At 70.7% G+C, this 17,981-nt stretch carries 19 protein-coding genes; 10 read left to right on the top strand and 9 right to left on the bottom strand.

Annotated elements, in window-relative coordinates:
- Positions 1–1,035, top strand: a complete 1,035-nt coding sequence (locus Aiant_RS38575) for an aldo/keto reductase (protein ID WP_268248849.1) — start codon at positions 1–3, stop codon at positions 1,033–1,035.
- A 46-nt stretch (positions 1,036–1,081) separates the two neighbouring features.
- On the opposite strand, the gene Aiant_RS38570 is transcribed toward Aiant_RS38575, so the two are convergent.
- The 5 genes from Aiant_RS38570 to Aiant_RS38550 all read right to left on the bottom strand — a co-directional run bounded on the left by Aiant_RS38570 (position 1,082) and on the right by Aiant_RS38550 (position 4,939).
- A complete protein-coding gene (locus tag Aiant_RS38570; protein WP_212846669.1) occupies positions 1,082–1,738 on the bottom strand; it encodes a fasciclin domain-containing protein in 657 nt (218 codons plus the stop codon).
- Between the two features lie 85 nt (positions 1,739–1,823).
- Complete coding sequence (locus Aiant_RS38565; RefSeq protein ID WP_229831367.1) at positions 1,824–2,468, bottom strand: anti-sigma factor; 645 nt, start codon at positions 2,466–2,468, stop codon at positions 1,824–1,826.
- 13 nt (positions 2,469–2,481) lie between these two features.
- On the bottom strand, positions 2,482–3,060 hold the full coding sequence (locus tag Aiant_RS38560; RefSeq protein WP_189336091.1) for an RNA polymerase sigma factor: 579 nt from the start codon (positions 3,058–3,060) through the stop codon (positions 2,482–2,484).
- A gap of 120 nt (positions 3,061–3,180) precedes the next feature.
- The gene (locus tag Aiant_RS38555) at positions 3,181–3,702 is read right to left on the bottom strand and encodes a GNAT family N-acetyltransferase (protein ID WP_189336090.1); all 522 of its coding nucleotides are present in this window, start codon (positions 3,700–3,702) and stop codon (positions 3,181–3,183) included.
- 13 nt (positions 3,703–3,715) lie between these two features.
- Positions 3,716–4,939, bottom strand: coding sequence for an MFS transporter (locus Aiant_RS38550; protein ID WP_189336089.1), 1,224 nt, complete (start codon positions 4,937–4,939; stop codon positions 3,716–3,718).
- A 309-nt stretch (positions 4,940–5,248) separates the two neighbouring features.
- On the opposite strand from Aiant_RS38550, the gene Aiant_RS38545 reads away from it, so the two are divergent.
- The 3 genes from Aiant_RS38545 to infA all read left to right on the top strand — a co-directional run bounded on the left by Aiant_RS38545 (position 5,249) and on the right by infA (position 8,032).
- Positions 5,249–6,847, top strand: a complete 1,599-nt coding sequence (locus Aiant_RS38545) for a GGDEF domain-containing protein (RefSeq protein WP_189336088.1) — start codon at positions 5,249–5,251, stop codon at positions 6,845–6,847.
- Positions 6,848–7,040: 193 nt separating this feature from the next.
- Entirely contained in the window at positions 7,041–7,811 is a 771-nt protein-coding gene (locus Aiant_RS38540) for a GNAT family N-acetyltransferase (RefSeq protein WP_189336087.1), read from the top strand.
- Positions 7,808–8,032: a translation initiation factor IF-1 gene (gene infA / locus Aiant_RS38535; RefSeq protein ID WP_189336086.1), complete on the top strand. Its 225-nt coding sequence runs from the start codon at positions 7,808–7,810 to the stop codon at positions 8,030–8,032. The genes Aiant_RS38540 and infA overlap by 4 nt, the downstream gene beginning before the upstream one ends.
- A 29-nt stretch (positions 8,033–8,061) precedes the next feature.
- Here the strand turns inward: infA and Aiant_RS38530 are convergent, their stop codons facing one another.
- Positions 8,062–9,270, bottom strand: a complete 1,209-nt coding sequence (locus tag Aiant_RS38530; protein ID WP_189336085.1) for a PucR family transcriptional regulator — start codon at positions 9,268–9,270, stop codon at positions 8,062–8,064.
- 64 nt (positions 9,271–9,334) lie between these two features.
- Here Aiant_RS38530 and Aiant_RS38525 point away from each other — a divergent pair, with 64 nt between their 5' ends.
- From Aiant_RS38525 to Aiant_RS38515, 3 genes are read left to right on the top strand one after another with little or no spacing between them, the layout of a single operon-like run.
- Positions 9,335–10,822 (top strand): flavin-containing monooxygenase, encoded by a 1,488-nt coding sequence (locus tag Aiant_RS38525; RefSeq protein WP_212846667.1) that lies wholly within the window; start codon positions 9,335–9,337, stop codon positions 10,820–10,822.
- The gene (locus Aiant_RS38520) at positions 10,819–11,661 is read left to right on the top strand and encodes an SDR family NAD(P)-dependent oxidoreductase (RefSeq protein WP_212846665.1); all 843 of its coding nucleotides are present in this window, start codon (positions 10,819–10,821) and stop codon (positions 11,659–11,661) included. Before Aiant_RS38525 ends, Aiant_RS38520 begins: the two co-directional genes overlap by 4 nt.
- Positions 11,662–11,670: 9 nt before the next feature.
- Positions 11,671–12,531 (top strand): NAD-dependent epimerase/dehydratase family protein, encoded by an 861-nt coding sequence (locus Aiant_RS38515; protein WP_229831365.1) that lies wholly within the window; start codon positions 11,671–11,673, stop codon positions 12,529–12,531.
- Here the strand turns inward: Aiant_RS38515 and Aiant_RS38510 are convergent, their stop codons facing one another.
- From Aiant_RS38510 to Aiant_RS38500, 3 genes are all read right to left on the bottom strand, one after another.
- Positions 12,532–13,407 carry a dioxygenase family protein gene (locus tag Aiant_RS38510; protein ID WP_189336084.1) on the bottom strand — a complete coding sequence of 292 codons (876 nt, stop codon included), beginning with the start codon at positions 13,405–13,407 and terminating at the stop codon, positions 12,532–12,534.
- Positions 13,404–14,405 (bottom strand): maleylacetate reductase, encoded by a 1,002-nt coding sequence (locus tag Aiant_RS38505; protein ID WP_189336083.1) that lies wholly within the window; start codon positions 14,403–14,405, stop codon positions 13,404–13,406. The genes Aiant_RS38510 and Aiant_RS38505 overlap by 4 nt, the downstream gene beginning before the upstream one ends.
- A gap of 68 nt (positions 14,406–14,473) precedes the next feature.
- On the bottom strand, positions 14,474–15,364 hold the full coding sequence (locus Aiant_RS38500) for a LysR substrate-binding domain-containing protein (protein WP_189336082.1): 891 nt from the start codon (positions 15,362–15,364) through the stop codon (positions 14,474–14,476).
- A gap of 70 nt (positions 15,365–15,434) precedes the next feature.
- On the opposite strand from Aiant_RS38500, the gene Aiant_RS38495 reads away from it, so the two are divergent.
- The 3 genes from Aiant_RS38495 (at position 15,435) to Aiant_RS38485 (ending at position 17,981) form a co-directional block, all read left to right on the top strand.
- Positions 15,435–16,610, top strand: coding sequence for a thiolase family protein (locus Aiant_RS38495; protein ID WP_189336081.1), 1,176 nt, complete (start codon positions 15,435–15,437; stop codon positions 16,608–16,610).
- A complete protein-coding gene (locus Aiant_RS38490) occupies positions 16,607–17,266 on the top strand; it encodes a 3-oxoacid CoA-transferase subunit A (RefSeq protein WP_189336080.1) in 660 nt (219 codons plus the stop codon). Before Aiant_RS38495 ends, Aiant_RS38490 begins: the two co-directional genes overlap by 4 nt.
- Positions 17,267–17,339: 73 nt before the next feature.
- Positions 17,340–17,981: a 3-oxoacid CoA-transferase subunit B gene (locus tag Aiant_RS38485; protein ID WP_189336079.1), complete on the top strand. Its 642-nt coding sequence runs from the start codon at positions 17,340–17,342 to the stop codon at positions 17,979–17,981.

Here is a 17,981-nt window from a genome sequence, read left to right as displayed (position 1 = left end):
ATTCCGCTGCGGCCGTTCGGCCGGACCGGCGTCAAGGTCAGCGCGCTCGCGCTGGGCACCATGATGTTCGGCCCGCGCGGCAACCCCGACCACGACGACAGCATCCGGATCATCCACCGGGCCCTGGACGCCGGGATCAACCTGGTCGACACCGCCGACGTGTACAGCCAGGGCGAGTCCGAGACGATCGTCGGCAAGGCGCTGGAGGGCCGGCGCGACGACGTCTTCCTGGCCACCAAGTTCCACGGCCAGATCGGCGACGACCCGAACCACGCCGGCAACTCGCGGCGCTGGATCGTCCGCGAGGTGGAGAACAGCCTGCGCCGGCTGCGCACCGACCACATCGACCTGTACCAGGTGCACCGGCCGGATCCGGACACCGACTTCGACGAGACCCTCGGCGCCCTCTCCGACCTGGTGCACCAGGGCAAGATCAGGTACATCGGCACGTCGACGTTCGAGCCGTCGGCGATCGTCGAGGGCCAGTGGATCGCCGAGCGGCGCGGGCGGGAACGGGTGGTGGCCGAGCAGCCGCCGTACTCGATCCTGGCCCGCGGCGTGGAGCGCGAGGTGCTGCCGATCGCCGAGAAGTACGGCCTCGCCGTGATCCCGTGGAGCCCGCTGGCCGGCGGCTGGCTGACCGGCAAGTTCCGCAAGGGCGGGGCCCAGCCGCCCACCAGCCGCGGCGCCAACCAGCCCGGACGCTTCGAGATCGACGCGCCGGAGAACGCCGCGAAGCTCGACGCGGTGGAGGCGCTCGCCCAGCTCGCCGAGCAGGCCGGGATCTCGCTGATCCGCCTGGCGCTCGGTTTCGTGCTGGAACACCCGGCGGTCACCGCGCCGATCATCGGGCCGCGCACGTTCGAGCAGCTGGAGAGTCAGCTCGACGCGGCGCAGACCCGGCTCAGCCCGGACGTCCTCGACGAGATCGACAAGATCGTCCCGCCGGGTGTCACGCTGTCCGCCCGCGACCACGGTTACCAGCCGCCGGCGCTGACCGACGCGAGCCGCCGGCGCCGCACGGCCCGGGACTGACCCGCAGTGCCGGTGGGCGCGATCCCGCGCGCCCACCGGCACCGGATCAGGGCAGGTCGATCGGGCGCAGGACGCGGTCGATGCCGTGGGCGATCTGCCGGTTGCCCTTGTTGATGTCGAACCGGACCACCCGCGGGTTGCGGTCGCTGCGGTCGGCGTCGATCAGCGAGATCCGCTTGTGCCAGCGCGGCCCGTACACGTTGACCTTGATCGTCGAACCCGCCGCGGTGGTCAGCCGGGCGTTGTCCGACTTCAGCGCCGCCTTCTTGGTGATCGTGGCGCCCGGCACCACGTGGTAGAGCAGCACCGCCTCGACCGTGTCGATGCCGAGACCGGCGACGGCGGTGAACGCCTTCTTCTCGCTCGGCAGCTTCTTGGCCTTGGTGATGTCCTTGACGAGCAGCTCGAAAGCCCGGTCGTTGGGCAGGAACGCGGTCAGGGCGGTCTTGCCGTCGGCGAGCACGCCGACCTTGCTGCCCGGCTTGGCCTTGAGCACGGCCTGCACCGCGGCGGTGAGGATGTCGTAGTCGTGACCGTTGTGGTCGAAGCCGCTCTTGTCCGCGGTCAGCACCGCGGCCAGCGACTTGGTCTTGAGCGGCTTGGTGGTGCCGTGCGCGGCGGCCGGCGCGGCGGAGAGGGCGGAGGCGACGATCGCCGCGGTCGTGAGCGCGGCGGCCCGCTTGCCGACTCGGGTGAAGCTCATCGTGTGCGTCCTTTCCGAAGGATCGGGGTGGTGGCTCTGCCGCCACCACCCCGTACTTCGCCGGCGTCGCCGCCGATGGATGCACCTAATTCGTGAGAGTTCCGCGGAGCAGGCTGTGCCCGGAGTGCGCGGCGTCGCCGTCGTGCGGCTCGTCGCTGACGTCGACCAGCCGGTACCGGCTCAGATCGGTGCCCGGCGGCACCGGCAGCACCGCCTCCGAGCGCGCGGTCAGGTTGCCGATCGCCACCATCTTCGTCAGGTCGTCCGGATCGATCAGCCACACCTCGTGGAATCCGGAAGTCAACGGCAGATTGCGTACGTCGATCCGCATCTCACCGCCGGCGAGCACCTGAACGCTGCCGCCGGCCGACGGCGGCACCGTGGGCAGCGGGCTCAGCGTCGCCCGGGCGGTCACCTGCTCGGCCGGTGGCCGGGTCAGATAGCGGTCGACGGCGACCGTGCCCGCCACGGCCAGCACCACGGCGGCCGCCGCGGCGATGAGCGGCCGCAGGCGCCGGAACCGGCCGCGCCGGGTCGCCAGGTCGGTGACCGGCGCCACCGGCCGCGCCGGGCCGGTGATGTCCGCCTCGATGGCCCGCCAGATCCGCTCCGGCGGTGGCGGCAGGTCGCGCAGCTCCTCGGTCTGCGCGCCGAGGTCGGCCACGGTCCGCAACGACTCGAAGTCGTGCCGGCAGACGGCACACCGCGCGAGGTGTTCCGACTCGCTCACCTCGGTGTCCTCCTCAGAGAGCGCGAGAAGGACCAACCGCTCGGGATCCAAATGCTGCACCGTCCACCTCCCATCGACGTCGCAGGTTCGCCATGCCACGGCGGATATGACTCTTGACCGTACCGAGCGGCAGCCCGGTGACCGCGGCTATCTGTGGATGCGTGAGATCGTCGAAGAACGCCAGTTCTAGCGTGCGGCGCTGCTCGGCGGGCAACCGGCCCAGCTCGTCGGCGACCACCAACCGGTCGACGATCCGCTCCGGGCTCTCCGGCTGCTCGGGCGGCGCGAGCTGCGACCGTACCGTCTCGGTCAGACGGTCGTCACGCGCCGCGGACCGCAGGCGGTCCACGGCCTTGCGCCGCGCGATGCCGAGCAACCAGCCGAGCATCGTGCCGCGCTCCGGATCGAACGTGTCACGTCCGGCCCACGCCGCCACGAAGGTCAGCTGGGTGACGTCCTCCGCGTCCGACCGATTGCCCAGCAGGCGCTGCGCCAGATAGAGCACGGCCGCGCCGTGCCGGTCATATGCGGCACGCAGCGCCCGTTCGTCGCCGTCGCGCCATCGCGCGGCGAACTCGTCGTCGGAACTCAATCGATCCCTCCTCCCGCGCACAGGGTCTCCCGGTTGTTCGCTCGCCACGACCCGCACGGATGCACCCGAGTTCACCTGCTTGGCGATGCGGCGCGACGAGCTCACCGGCGGCGGAGGGCGTCAGCCTCTCGTGCCCTGGTGAACGGCGACGGGTTGCCGGGTTTCCGGGACCACCGTGCTGAAGGCGTACGCCAAACCGATTTTCTCCATGACCCGGCCGGACCGCACGTTGTCGACGTGCCGGATGCTGACGACCCGGTCGAGATCGCACTCGGTGAAAGCGAAGTCGAGAGCCGCCGTGGCGGCCTCGGTGGCATATCCGTGCCCCCAGAAACGGCGGCCCAGTCGCCAGCCGATCTCCACGGCCGGCAGCACCTCGGGCAGGAATTCCGGAATGGCCAGGCCGGTGAATCCGGCCATCTCACCGGTGTCGGCGATCTCGACGGCGAACAGGCCGAAACCGTTCTCCCGCCAGCCGCGGGACCATTTCGCGAGATTGTCGGCGGTGGTGGTGCGATCGCGCACCGACCCGTCGGCGATGTATCGCATCACCTCCGGATCGCCATTGACCTCGGCCATCGCGTCGAGATCGTCGTCACGCCAGCCGCGCAGGATCAGCCGCTCCGTTTTCAGGACCTTCATCGTCGGTACGGCCTCAGGCGCCGCGATCGGACTTCGTCATGGTGTCATCCTGCACCAGGCTGGTCCCGGGCAGCGGACGGACATTGGTGGCGATCAGCACAGCGATGGTCAGCAGAGCGGCCACCACGATCAGCGCGCGCAGCACCCCGACCTGGTCGCCGAGGAAGCCGATGGTGGGCGGCCCGCCGAGGAACGCGCAGTAGCCGATCGAGGCGATCACGCTGACCCGGGCGGCCGCGCGGCGCGGGTCGTCGCCGCCGGCGCTCATCCCGACCGGGAAGCCGAGCGAGGCGCCCAGGCCCCAGAGCAGCGTGCCGAGGTAGGCGTAGACCGGCGACGGGCCGAACACGAACAGCGCCACACCGGCGATGCCGATCACCGCCAGCACCCGCACGACGGCGGTGCGCCCGAAACGGTCCAGCAGCCCGGGGCCGAACCAGCGGCCGATGGTCATCGCGGTCAGGAAGCCGGCGAAGGCGAGGGTGCCCAGCGTCGGCGAGACGTGGTGCCCGTCGATCGCGGCCACGCTGATCCAGTCGTTGCCGACGCCCTCGGTGAACGCGAAGGCCAGCACGAACAGGCCGATCAGCAGGGTGCGCGGCTCCGTCCAGGCGGTCAGGGCGCCGGCCCGGGGCGCGTCACCGGCGGCATCCGGCTCGGTCTCGTCGTGGTCGGCGACGAAGTGCCGTGCCTGCCAGATCACCCCGGCCACCACCAGCAGCGCGACCAGGCTCAGGTGCACAGCCACCGAGACGTGCGCGGCGACCATCGCGGCACCGGCCAGCGCCCCGGCCACCGTCCCGAGACTGAACCCGGCGTGGAACCGCGACATGATCGACTTGCCGAGGCGGCGCTCGACGACGGTGCCCTGCACGTTCATCGCCACGTCCCAGGCGCCGTTGGCGAACCCGAGCAGGAACAGGCCGATCACCACCGGAACCACCCCGGCGAGCGAGCCGAGCGCCGCGGTGGTCAGCCCGACGCCGAGCAGCACCGCCATCGACATGACCGTGCGCGACGAGCCGATCCGGGTGACGACCGGGCCGGACAGCGGCAGCGCCAGCAGCGAGCCGGCGGCGATCGCGAGCAGCACCAGTCCCAGTGCCGCAGCGTCGAGTCCGAGCTGGTCGCGGACCTGCGGAATCCGCGAGGCCCAGCTGGCGAACGCGAATCCCGAGCCGATGAACGCGGCGTAGGTGGCGGTGGTGGCGGCACGCACCGCGGACGTTGAGCTCATGGGTGTCCCTCGAAGGCTGGTTCAGCGCGGCGCCGGAGCCGCATGTGTACGAGCGTACATACCATGCGTACGCCCGTACATAGCACTCGGCAACTTTCCCGCCCCTCACAGTTCCCGCCCCCGTCCCCCTCAATCGCGATGGGCCTCCCCGCCGATCCCACGCATCGATAGAGATGACTTCTGACAGACGGGGAGGATCAATGACTGCTAGGTTTTCTGGCGGTCCCCGGGTGATCGGGGACGTGACATGCGGAAATCTCAGACGGTTCCCGGGCCGGCCGATGGTGGGGCCGGATCTGGGGAGGTGGCATGACGATCGGCAGGCGGGCCGCGCGCCCGGATCCATTGCTGGCCGTGCTCCTCGTGCTGACCGTCGCCGCGGTGCCGGTGTTCGCGCTCAGCGACGCCCCCACCCGCGTGCTGCTGCCGCTCTACTGGGCCCTGATGATGGTCTTCCAGGTGGCGTTCGCACTGATCGCCGGTCGGATGTCGCGCCGGTTCCGGTCCGGCGGAGCCGATGACGTGTCCCGGGCGGGGCGGCGCTTCTGGCGGTTCAGCGCGCTCGCGTTCGGCACCATGGCGCTCGGCAACCTGGCCCAGCTGACGCAGGTCCTCATCGGGCCGCTCGACCGCACGGCGTACATGGGCTCGAGTGTGCTGTTCGGCAGCCTCGTGCTGGGGATCCTGCTGCTCACGGCCGGTCTGCTGCGCCATCCGAACCGGCCCGAGCACACCGCGCACGGCCGGGCCCGGCTGCGGCTCGACACCGCGACCGTGCTGGCCGGTGCGGCCACCTTCGGCGTGCTGGTGGTGCAGCCGCAACCCAGGACGCCCGGGGTGAGCTGGGCGCTGGAGTTCGCGCTCACCCTGCTGACCCAGCCGATCCTGTTCCTGCTGCTGCTGTTCGGCGTGGTGCGCCTGGCGTTCGGCGGGCTGAGCCCGTTCAGCCGGCGGGTCGGCCTGCTCCTCGGCGTCGCGGCCGTGATCCAGGCCGCCACCCAGGCCATCCCCGAGTCGCTGTACCTGCCGGGCGGGCAGCCCGAGTTCGCCCTGTACGGCGCCAACCTGATCGGTTGCGGACTCGCCGCGATCGGTGCCCGCCTCCAGGAACGGACCGCCGCGGCGCCCGGCACCGGCACCGGCGCACGGCCCGATCACCCCTTCACCCGCCTTCCGTACGCCGCGATGGCCGCGACCTGGGCATTGTCGGGAGTGATCCTGATCGGGCAGGGGCTGACACTGCGGTGCTGGGTGGTGCTGGGTGGCACCATGGTCACCACGGTGCTGATCGTCTGCCGCCAATTGCTCGCCTTCCAGCACATCAACCGGCTGCTCGCCGAGCGCGACGAGCTGACCGCCCGGCTCACCGACCTGGCCTTCCACGACGGGCTCACCGGACTGGTCAACCGCACCGGTTTCCTGCGGACGCTGACCAGCAGCCTGTACTCGGGCGCGCCGACCACCGTGCTGCTGATCGACCTGGACCGGTTCAAGCCGGTCAACGACACCTTCGGCCACGCGACCGGCGACCGCCTGCTCATCGAGGTGGCCGCCCGGCTGCGCGACCGGGTCCGCGACGGTGACACCGTGGCCCGGCTCGGCGGCGACGAGTTCGCCGTGCTCGCCACCGGCCTGACCTCGGCGGAGGCGGCGGTGCTGGCCGGCCATGTGCGGGACGCCCTGTCCGGCACGGTCCGCATCGGCGCCGCCGAGGTGCCGTTGAGCGGCAGCGTCGGCGCCGCCACCGGCACCGGCGCCGACTTCGACCCGGACGCGCTGCTGCACGCCGCCGACATGGACATGTACCTGCAAAAACACGAGTCCCGCGAACGCGCGGCCCGAGCTGCGGCGGCTCGGCCCCTCCCGGTCGACGACGAGGGCGCCGCCGCGTCGCCCCGGTACCGCTGACACGGCGATAAATGGTTGGACGGGGCGTGGCGGGTGGGGATAGCCTGCCGTCGGCCGTGGCACGACTTGAGGGGGTGAGCACCGTGAACGATGTATCGATGCGGGTGCTCCCCACGTCGTCACGGTTCGGCGACCTGTCCTAGGTGTCGCCCCTGGAGCGCCCCACCAAGGCTCTCCCGGAAGGGGACATCCGATGGAATCAACATTTCTGGCCGCCGTCACGCAGGTCTCGGAACGGCACTGGCACGCGCTGAGCGACGACCGGGTGGTCGGTCGCGGCGAGGTCTCCCGCCGGCCCGACGGACGGCCGTTCGTCAGCATCGACGCCTGGCACGGCAGCGTTTTCGACCAGCTGGCCGAGGCCATGCTGACCCGGCTGCCGCGGCCGTTGTACACCGTGGTGGACGAGGCCGACCTCGACCTGCTGTCCAGCTGGGAACGGTGCGGGTTCGGCCCGCGCCGCCGCGAGTGGGAATACGTGATGCCCACCGATCCACGGCTCACCGGACTGGACCCGGCGCCGCCGCCGGGCCTGACGATCCTCGGCGCGGGTGAGGCCGGCGAGGACGAGCTCCGCGAGCTGGACCGGGCCGTCCGCGACGAGGTCGAGGCCACGCTGGGCTGGCAGAACATGCCGGCCGAGGTGCTGTCCCGGCCGGACGGCAGCCCGCTGCTGGACCCGGCTCGGTACACGGTGGCGGTCGAGTCCGGCCGATACGTCGGCCTGGCCCGGGTGGCGCCACTGCCCCGGCAGCCGCGGATCGGCCTGATCGCGGTCCGGGCCGGCCGGCGTCGCCGGGGCATCGGCCGGGCGCTGCTGGCCGAGGTGCTCGGCGCGGCGCACCGGCGCGGTCTCACCACCGCCTCGGCGGACGTCAACCAGTCGAACAGCGCGGCGATCGCGCTCTTCGAGGGCGCCGGGGCTCGCAAGGCCGGCAGCAACCTGGAACTGGTGCTGCGATGACCAAGGCGAACGGCGGCATCCAGATGGAGGGCACCGTGGTCGAGTGCCTGCGTAACGCCCATTTCCGGGTGGACCTGCAGAACGGGCATCAGGTGCTGGCCCACATCAGCGGGAAGATCCGGAAGAACTACATCAAGATCCTCCCGTTCGACCGGGTCCTGGTGGAGGTCAGCCCGTATGACCTGAGCCGGGGACGGATCCTTTACCGGTACCGGAACTAGCCGGGTGGCGCGGCTGACCGCTGCGGTGGTCAGCCGCGCCAGCGCAGCACTTCGAGGGCCGCGCCGACCGCGAGGACGTTGTCGGCGAGGGGCTGCGGGAGCAGCTTGTCGGCACGGGCGAGGCGGCGCAGCACCGTGTTGCGGTGGGTGAACAGGCGCTCGGCCGTCCGGCTCATGCTGCACTGCTCGCGCAGATAGGTCGCGACCGTCTCGCGGGTCTCCGCGTCGGCATGGCGCAGGTCGCCGAGGGTGTCGGCGAGGAACTCGTCGGTCTGCGCCGGCTCGGCGGTGAGGAGCGCCACCAGCTGGATCTCGGAGTATCGCGCCACCCGTTGCGGCGAGGTCAGCCGCATCAGCATCCGCTGGGTGGCGACCGCGTCGAGGTGGCTGCGGCGGAACCCGGCGACGTCCGCGCCCGGTCGGCCGATCGCCACCCGTACCTCCGGATCGTCCCCCTCGGGGGCGATCACGGCGCCGACCGGCAGCCACAGCCACAGCGCTGCCGCGCCCGCCACGATCGTCAGCCGGTGCGCCGCGCCGCTGGAGCGCATCAGCGCCTCGGCCGCCGCCTCCAGCCGGTCCGGGGCCGACGTCGCGGTCGTCCAGACGATCGCGGCGGTGTGCGAGCCGGTCAGCCGGTAACCCAGCTGCGCCTCGGCCCGGGTCCGGCTGATCGGTGCGCCCTCCAGCAGCAGGCTCACCGTGGCACGCCGCTCGGCATGCGCCCCGCGGGTCAGCTCGGCCCGCTCGGCCTCCATCCGGGCGGACACCGCCGCGATGGTGTCCTCGATGTACGTGGAGATCGACAGGCTGGAGATGTCCAGCAGCGCCCGCAGGTCGTCCGGGTCGGCGGGCAGCGTGAAGCAGATCTCCATCCACTGCCGCCAGGCCACGCTCTGCCCGGTCCGGTACGAGTCCAGCGCCCGCTGGTCCAGCCCCCGGCGCACCAGGTCGCGGGCGGTGTCCAGCACCTCCGGCCCGAGGTTGGCCGGCACCCGGGCGCCGGGGTTGCGTACGTTGGCCGCGATCCACTGCCGCAGGTTCGCGACATTGGCCCGCCGCACCGCCGCGACCAGCACCGGGTCCTCGGCCACCGGGCGCATCCGCTCGCCGCTGAGCGACGCCCGATGCAACCCCTCGATCCAGTCGACCGGCGGCTCCAGGGCGGCCTCGGCGCCCTGCCGGAACAGCTCGGCCACGCGGGGCGAGATCTCGGGCCATGCGGCACTCTGCACCATCTCGTGATGATGAAGGTGCGTTTCGCGCTAGCGCAACACCGGCTGGACGCCGATTCTTTACTGCGTGACCACCGTTGAGCACCTGGACGTGCTGATCGTCGGCGCCGGGATCTCCGGCATCGGCGCCGGGCGATACCTGAAGACCGAGCTGCCGGGCAAGTCCTTCGCCATCCTGGAGGCCCGCGGGGCGTCTGGCGGCACCTGGGACCTGTTCCGGTATCCCGGCATCCGCTCGGACTCCGACCTGCACACCTTCGGTTACGAGTTCAAGCCGTGGCGGGACGAGCAGGCGATCGCCGACGCGCCACGGATCCTCTCCTACCTGCGCGAGACGATCACCGAGAACGGGCTCGACGCGCACCTGCGCCTGCACCACAAGGTGCTGGCCGCCTCCTGGTCGACCGAGCGGGCGCGCTGGACCGTCGAGGTGGAGCGCGGCGACACCGGCGAGCGGATCACGCTGACCTGCGGCTGGCTCTTCTCGGCCAGCGGCTATTACCGGTACGACGAGGGGTTCACCCCCGAGTTCGCCGGACGGGACGACTTCGGCGGCCAGATCGTGCACCCGCAGCACTGGCCCGAGGACCTCGATCACGCCGGCAAGCGGGTCCTGGTGATCGGCAGCGGCGCCACCGCGGTCACCATCGTCCCGGCGATGGCCGGGCAGGCCGCGCACGTCACCATGCTCCAGCGCACCCCGACGTACATCCTGCCGGTGGGCCGGAAGGATCCGATCGCCAACGCCCTCAAGAAGTACCTCGGGCCGGAACGCGGTTACGCCTGGACCCGTCGCAAGAACATCGCGCAGCAGAAGGCGATCTGGTCCTTCTGCCAGCGTTATCCGAAGGCGGCCCGCAAGGTGATCCGCTGGGTCAACACCAAGCAGCTGCCGGCCGGTTTCCCGGTGGACGAACACTTCAACCCTCCTTACGACCCGTGGGACCAGCGGCTGTGCGCGGTCCCGGACGGCGACCTGTTCAAGGCGATCCGCCGCGGGCAGGCCTCGGTGGTCACCGATCGGATCGCTCGTTTCACCGCGACCGGCGTGCTGCTGGAATCGGGCAAGCACCTGGACGCGGACATCGTGGTGACCGCCACCGGCCTGAACGTGCAGGCGTTCGGCGGGGTCCCGGTCACGGTCGACGGTCGGCCGGTGGCGCTCCCCGACACCGTCTCCTACAAGGGGATGATGCTGTCCGGGGTGCCGAACTTCGCGTACGCCATCGGGTACACCAACTCGTCCTGGACATTGAAGATCGGCCTCCTCTGCGAGCACTTCTGCCGGTTGCTGAAGCACATGGAAGACCGGGGGTACGACATCTGCCGCCCGGAGGTGGCCGACCCGGACATGCCGACCCGCCCGTTCCTGGATTTCGGCGCCGGGTACATCCAGCGCGTAGTCGGCCAGCTGCCCCGCCAGGGAAACCGGATGCCGTGGCTGACCTCGATGAACTACCAGTCCGACGTGAAGCTGCTCCGGGCCGACGATGTCACCGACCGTGAGCTTCACTTCGACCGTGTGTCCGCCCTCACATCGGGAGATTCGCTGTGAAAGACAAAGTCGCCGTGATCACCGGGGCCGGCTCCGGCATCGGCCGCGCGCTGGCGCTGGAGCTCGCCCGCCGCGGCGCCCGCCTGGCGCTCAGCGACGTCAACGACGCCGGCCTCGCCGAGACCGCCGACCAGGTCAAGGCGCTCGGCGCCGAGGTGCACACCGCGCACCTGGACGTCACCGACCGGGCGGCCGTCGAGGCGTACGCGAGCACGGTCGCCGCCCACTACGGCGTGGTCCACCAGGTCTACAACAACGCCGGGATCAGCGGCGGCGGCCGTACCATCCTGGACAGCGACTGGGCCGCGATCGACCAGACCCTGGCGGTCAACCTGTTCGGCGTCATCCACGGCACCAAGGCGTTCCTGCCGCACCTGATCGCCTCCGGCGACGGGCACGTCGTCAACATCTCCAGCCTCAACGGGATCATGGCGCAGCCGACGCTCGGCGCGTACTGCGCCAGCAAGTTCGGGGTGCGCGGGTTCACCGAGGTGCTCCGCACCGAGATGATCAATGGCGGTCATCCGGTCAAGGTCACCGTGGTGCACCCCGGTGGCGTCAAGACCGACATCGCGTCGGCGACGCTGCGAATGGCACAGACCGAGGGCTACGAGGTCTCCGCCACGGAGAAGAACCGCATGCGCGTCTACAACGAGAAACTGCTCAAGATGCCGGCGGACCAGGCCGCCCGGATCATCGCTGACGGCGTGCAGAAAGGCGCACCCCGGGTACGGGTCGGCAACGACGCGAAAATGGCCGACCGCCTGGTCCGATTCCTCCCCCGCTACTACCCCAAGTTCGTCGTCAACCTGGAACGCCGCCTGTTCGGAAAGGCCTAATCTTCACCCGTGGCACCTCATTTCACGGAAGGCCCCAGCATGCGGATCGCGGTCACCGGCGGCACCGGCAAACTCGGCCGGGCAGTCGTCGCCGACCTACGGGAACACGGCAACGAGGTGATCAACCTGGATGCCGCGGCGCAGCGCCCGGACATCCGGATCGACCTCACCGATTACGGGCAGACGATCGAGGCGCTCACCGCGATCGACGACCGGTACGACCGGATCGACGCCGTGGTGCACCTCGCTGCCATTCCGGCGCCGGGGCTGACCGGCAACGCGGCCACCTTTCAGAACAACATCACCGCCACCTACAACGTGTTCGCCGCGGCCAAGGCGGCCGGGATCACCAATGTGGTCTGGGCCTCCAGCGAGACCCTGCTCGGTATCCCGTTCGACACGCCGCCGCCCTACATTCCGCTGGACGAGGAGTACCCGGCGCGTCCCGAGTCCCGGTACGCGCTGGTCAAACACCTCGAGGAGGAGATGGCCGGACAGTTCTGCCGGTGGGACCCGAGCCTGAAAATGGTCGGGCTACGGTTCTCGAACGTGATGGAGTCGGCGGATTACGCGGAGTTCCCGTCGTTCGACAAGGACCCGCAACTGCGTAAGTGGAATCTGTGGGGATACATCGACGCCCGGGACGGGGCGCAGGCGGTGCGCAAGGCGCTCGCCTATCCGGCCACCGGGGTCGAGGTGTTCATCATCGCCAATGCGGACACGGTGATGAGCCGTTCCTCGGCGAGCCTGGCGGCCGAGGTCTATCCGGGTGTGCCGGTGCGCAAGGAACTCGGCGAGCACGAGACGCTGCTCTCCATCGACAAGGCGCGGCGTCTGCTCGGCTACGAGCCGGAGCACACCTGGCGCTGATCAGGAGGCGGGCGCCAGCACGATGTCGAAACGGACCCGGCTCCACGGACGGTCGCCCAGGTCGCGGCCGTCCGGGGCGGGGGTTCCGGGCGGCTGCGGCTGGAACTCCTTCACCAGCGAATCGCGGACTCCGAACACGCTGTCACGGTCGAGCAGGTCGTCACCGCGTACGAAAATGTGGGTTGTCAGAGTGCGCAGCCCGGCGGCCTCGACCATGAAGTGCAGGTGTGCGGCGCGCATCGGCGAGCGCCCGACGGCGTCGAGCATGCTGCCGACCGGGCCGTCGTGCGGAATGGGGTAGGGCGTCGGCACGATCGCCCAGAACCGGTAGCTTCCGTCGGCGGCGGTGAAAAGGTGCCCGCGGGCGGCGATCCGGTCCTCGGTGTATTGAACGTCGTAAAAGCCGTCGTCGTCGGCCTCCCACACCTCGATCCGCGCGTGCGGCACCGGTTCGCCCTCGGTGTCGGTCACCGTTCCCTCCACCCAGCACGGCTGCCCGGGCGCTCCCCCGGCGATGTCGCCGCCGAGCGGAATCGCGGGTGAGCCCTCGACGAAGAACGGCCCGACGACGGTCGCCTCGGTGGCGTCCCGATAGGCCTCGTTGTTGATGGTGATGGTCTGCATCGAGGCGCCGAAGACGTCGGAGAGCAGAATGAACTCCTGGCGCCGGTCGTCGGTGATGTGGCCGGTCGCGGTCAGGAAATCGATCGCCTGCCGCCATTCCGACTCGGTCAGCCGCACCTCCCGGATGAAGGCGTGCAGGTGCCGGGTGAGCGCCTGGGTCAGCTCTTTCAACCGCTCGTCGGGCGCATTGTCGAAGGACGCGACCACCCGCTCGACCAGGCGCTGCTCGCGATCCTGCTGCTCGGCGTTCATGTGGGCTCCTCTCCCGCCCAGGCGCGGTGTAGCAGTTCGGTGAGATTCCCGGCGGTGACGGGGACCGGATTGCCGGGCGGCACGACCGGCAGAATCGCCTCCACCGCGGCCGGAATGTCGGCCTCGCGGAAACCGTAGTCGCGCAGCGCCCGCGGCGCTCCCACCGCATTCCACAGATCGGGCAGATCGGCCAGGAGGTCCGCGATGCGGTCCGGGACCGCGGGCACATTCAAAGCCATGACGTACGGCAGGACGACGGCATGTGTTTGTGCGTGGGGCAGATCGAACATGCCGCCGAGAACGTGACAGATCTTGTGGTGCAGTCCGGAACCGGCCGACGCGAAGGCGACCGCGGCCAGGTGGGCGCCGTAAAGCATTTCCTCGCGTCCCGGCAGTCCCCGCGGCTCCCGCACGATGCGGGGAAGTGCGCTGCGCAGCGCTTGGATCGCGGCGAGGGCGAGCGCTTGGTTGATCGGGTCGGCGCGCGGTGACCAGATCGCGTCGACGCAGTGGGCCAGGGCGTTCAGGCCGGACGCGACGCTCAGGTCGACCGGCAGCGAGAGGGTGAGGCCGGGGTCGTAGATGACGGTGCGGGGCAGCACGCGCGGGTCGGGGCCGGTGGTTTTGCGACCGTTCTCGGTCAGGCCCCAGATGTGCGTGGCCTCCGAGCCGGCGTAGGTGGTGGGCACCGCGACGATCGGGAGGCCGGTGGTGAGCGCGACCGCCTTGGCCAGGCCGGTGGTCGAGCCGCCGCCGATGCTGACCAGCACGTCGACGTCGTGCTCGGCGGCGGCCCGGCGGGCACGCTCGGCGACCTCGACGGGGACGTGCATGACCACCTCGCGGTGGTGGAGCGCGCCGGGAAGCACGTCGGCCGGGCGGGTGGTGATCACCATCGGTCGGGTGCCGAGGCGGGCGACCTCCGGGGCCAGGCTCTCGGCGTGACTGCCGAACACCACTCGCTGCGGCAGCGTTTCGTGCGTGAAGCGCAGGCTCATGCCGACACATTCTTGTCCAGGGCGGGCGATCTGGCGTACCGAAAGAGGGTCTTGAATGATCGTCGGCGTCAGCCGGGGGCGGAACAGCGGATGACGATGTCGGCGACCTGGCGGACGGCCGGTGAGGTCTCGCCGGTGCGGGTGGCGATCGCGAGGTCGATCCTGGGGGCGTCGGTGAGCAGGACGTAGGCGACGCCCTCGAGGTCGAGGCTGCGGACGGCCTCGGGGACCAGGGCGACGCCGAGGCCGGCGGCGACGAAGACGACGAGGGTGGCGGTCTCGCCGACCTCCATGATCGAGGTCGGCCGGAAGCCGGCCGCGGCGCAGGCGGCGAGGACGTGTTCGTGCATCGACGAGCGATGGCCGGAGAAGTGCGTGACGAACGGGTCCGGGGCCAGCTCGGCCAGGTCGATGTAGTCGCGGTCGGCGAGGTCGTGCCAGTCGGGCAGGACGGCGATCAGGCGTTCCGAGCGGAGCACCCGGATGTCGGCCTCGGGGCGAGTCAGGCCGTCGGGGCGCAGGACGACCAGGTCATAGGTGCCGTCGAGCAGGCCGTCGAGCAGCGCGGGGCTGAGCAGCTCGCCGTGCAGTTCCAGGCGGACGTCCGGGAGCAGGCGGCGGACCTCGCGGGTGGCCTGCGGCAACAGGTCGTAGGTGGCGGTGCCGATGAAGCCGACCGACACCCGGCCGGCCTGGCCTGCGGCGACCATGGACATGTCGGTGGCGGCCCGCTCGACCGAGCCGAGCACCGCCCGGGCGTGCTCGGCGAAGCGCCGGCCGGCCTCGGTCAGCTCGACCCGGCGGGTGGTGCGGCTGACCAGCTCGACGCCGAACTCCCGCTCCAGCTGCTTGATCTGCTGGGACAGGGCCGGCTGGGCGATGTGCAGGCGCTCGGCGGCCCGGCCGAAGTGCCGCTCCTCGGCGAGGGCGGCGAACGAGCGCAGGTGCCGCAGTTCCATGCACTGAGGCTATCAATCGAGTCTGATTCAGTATTGGCCTTGATCGGTGGGGCGGGCCTAGGTTGAATCCATGACTTCCGCCTACCTCTACGCCGCGGTTCGCACGCCGTTCGGCCGCTTCGGCGGCGCCCTCGCCGAGGTCCGCCCGGATGACCTGGCCGCGACCGCCCTCCAGGGCGTCCTGAGCAGAGCGCCCGGCCTCGATCCCGCGACCATCGGCGACGTGGTGTGGGGTTGTGCCAACCAGGCGGGCGAGGACAACCGCAACGTCGGCCGGATGGCCGTGCTGCTCGCCGGCCTGCCGGTGTCGGTGCCGGCCACCACGGTCAACCGGCTGTGCGGCTCGTCGCTCGACGCGGCGATCATCGGGTCGCGCACGATCGAGTCCGGTGACGCCGACGTGGTCGTGGCCGGCGGCGTGGAGTCGATGACCCGCGCGCCGTGGGTGCTGCCGAAACCGTCGCGGGCGTTCCCGGCCGGCAACGTGACCGCGGTGTCCACCACGCTGGGCTGGCGGCTGGTCAACGAGAACATGCCGACCGAGTGGACGATCTCGCTCGGCGAGTGCAACGAGATGCTCGGCGAGAAGTTCTCGATCTCGCGGGAGCGGCAGGATGCCTTCGCCGCCCGGTCGCACAACCTTGCCGCCGCGGCCTGGGACGAGGGCTTCTACTCCGACCTGGTGGTCCCGGTCGGCGATCTCTCCCGGGACGAGGGCATCCGCCCGGACAGCAGCGTCGAGAAACTGGCGAGACTGAAGCCGTCCTTCCGTCCCACCGGGACGATCACCGCCGGTAACGCCTCCCCGCTCAATGACGGCGCTTCGGCGATCCTGCTGGGCAGCGAGGCGGCCGCCGAGCGGATCGGCAGCGCCCCGATCGCCCGGATCGCCGGGCGCGGGGTGTCCGCGATCGAGCCGCAGATGTTCGGTTACGCGCCGGTCGAGGCCGCCGAGCGGGCCCTGTCCCGGGCCGGGATCACCTGGGACGACGTGACCGCCGTCGAGCTGAACGAGGCGTTCGCCGTGCAGTCACTGGCCTGCGTCGACGCGTGGAACATCGACCCGGAGATGGTCAACGCCAAGGGCGGGGCGATCGCCATCGGCCACCCGCTCGGCGCGTCCGGTGGCCGGATCCTCGGCACCCTGGCCGCCCGGCTCAGGGAGTCCGGCGGCCGCTGGGGCGTCGCGGCGATCTGCATCGGCGTCGGCCAGGCCCTCGCCGTGGTCCTGGAGAATGTGGCATGACCGCAAAGGTCTGTGACAGCACGGCGGAGGCGGTCGCCGGGATCCGGGACGGGTCGACGGTGCTGATCGGCGGGTTCGGCATGGCCGGGATGCCGGTCGAGCTGATCGACGCGCTGATCGAGCAGGGCGCCACCGACCTGACCGTGGTGTCGAACAACGCCGGCAACGGGGACACCGGCCTCGCCGCGCTGCTCGCCAAGGGACGGGTGCGCAAGATGATCTGTTCCTTCCCCCGGCAGGCCGACTCCTGGGTGTTCGACGGGCTCTACCGGGCCGGGAAGATCGAGTTGGAGGTGGTCCCGCAGGGCAACCTGGCCGAGCGGATGCGCGCGGCGGGAGCCGGGATCGGCGCGTTCTACTGCCCGACCGGGGTGGGGACGCCGCTCGCCGAGGGCAAGGAAACCCGGGTGATCGACGGCCGGACCTATGTCCTGGAGTTCCCGATCAAGGGCGACGTCGCGCTGATCGGGGCCCACCGGTCGGACCGGATGGGCAACCTGGTGTATCGCAAGACCGCTCGCAACTTCGGGCCGGTGATGGCGACCGCCGGGTCGCTGGTGATAGCCCAGGTCAATGAGGTGGTCGAGACCGGCACGCTCGACCCGGAAGTGATCGTGACCCCGAGCATCTACGTCGACCGGGTGGTGGCGGCATGAGCGAGCTTGCGAGCGAATCAGTAAGCACAGTGCCCGGCTCATGGCGACGCCGGAGCGCAGCGGAGGTGGCGGCATGAGCCTGAACAAGCATGAGATGGCTGCACTGGTGGCTCGGGACATCGAGCCCGGCTCGTTCGTGAACCTGGGGATCGGGCAGCCCACGCTGGTCGCCGACCACCTGCCGGCCGACGCGGGGATCGTGCTGCACACCGAGAACGGGATGCTCAACATGGGCCCGGCCGCGGTCGGCGACCAGATCGACCCCGACCTGACCAATGCGGGGAAGGTGCCGGTCACCGAGCTGCCCGGGTCGGCGTATTTCCACCATGCCGACTCGTTCGCGATGATGCGCGGCGGGCATCTGGACGTCTGTGTGCTCGGCGCGTTCCAGGTGTCGGCGGCCGGCGATCTGGCGAACTGGCACACCGGCGAGCCGGATGCGATCCCGGCGGTCGGCGGGGCGATGGATCTCGCGGTCGGGGCGAAAAGCGTCTACGTGATGATGACGCTGTTCACCAAGGACGGGACGCCGAAACTGGTGCCGGAGTGCACGTATCCGTTGACCGGCCTGCGGTGCATCAGCCGGGTCTACACCGACCTGGCGACCTTCGTGATCACCGAGGACGGTGTGGCGGTGCGGGAGACGTTCGGGATCTCGTTCGACGAGCTCAGTTCCCGGTTGGAGGTGCCGTTGCGGCAAGCCCAGCCGGCATGA

The sequence above is a fragment of the Actinoplanes ianthinogenes genome (assembly GCF_018324205.1).
GTDB classification, from domain to species: domain Bacteria; phylum Actinomycetota; class Actinomycetes; order Mycobacteriales; family Micromonosporaceae; genus Actinoplanes; species Actinoplanes ianthinogenes.
This window is presented reverse-complemented; position numbering and strand designations above follow the sequence as displayed.

Coding starts and splice junctions, on each gene's coding strand:
- Aiant_RS38570 (WP_212846669.1), bottom strand. CDS start 1,738: ATGAGCTTCACCCGAGTCGGCAAGCGGGCCGCCGCGCTCACGACCGCG.
- Aiant_RS38555 (WP_189336090.1), bottom strand. CDS start 3,702: ATGAAGGTCCTGAAAACGGAGCGGCTGATCCTGCGCGGCTGGCGTGAC.
- Aiant_RS38550 (WP_189336089.1), bottom strand. CDS start 4,939: ATGAGCTCAACGTCCGCGGTGCGTGCCGCCACCACCGCCACCTACGCC.
- Aiant_RS38545 (WP_189336088.1), top strand. CDS start 5,249: ATGACGATCGGCAGGCGGGCCGCGCGCCCGGATCCATTGCTGGCCGTG.
- Aiant_RS38540 (WP_189336087.1), top strand. CDS start 7,041: ATGGAATCAACATTTCTGGCCGCCGTCACGCAGGTCTCGGAACGGCAC.
- infA (WP_189336086.1), top strand. CDS start 7,808: ATGACCAAGGCGAACGGCGGCATCCAGATGGAGGGCACCGTGGTCGAG.
- Aiant_RS38530 (WP_189336085.1), bottom strand. CDS start 9,270: ATGGTGCAGAGTGCCGCATGGCCCGAGATCTCGCCCCGCGTGGCCGAG.
- Aiant_RS38510 (WP_189336084.1), bottom strand. CDS start 13,407: ATGAACGCCGAGCAGCAGGATCGCGAGCAGCGCCTGGTCGAGCGGGTG.
- Aiant_RS38505 (WP_189336083.1), bottom strand. CDS start 14,405: ATGAGCCTGCGCTTCACGCACGAAACGCTGCCGCAGCGAGTGGTGTTC.
- Aiant_RS38500 (WP_189336082.1), bottom strand. CDS start 15,364: ATGGAACTGCGGCACCTGCGCTCGTTCGCCGCCCTCGCCGAGGAGCGG.
- Aiant_RS38495 (WP_189336081.1), top strand. CDS start 15,435: ATGACTTCCGCCTACCTCTACGCCGCGGTTCGCACGCCGTTCGGCCGC.
- Aiant_RS38490 (WP_189336080.1), top strand. CDS start 16,607: ATGACCGCAAAGGTCTGTGACAGCACGGCGGAGGCGGTCGCCGGGATC.
- Aiant_RS38485 (WP_189336079.1), top strand. CDS start 17,340: ATGAGCCTGAACAAGCATGAGATGGCTGCACTGGTGGCTCGGGACATC.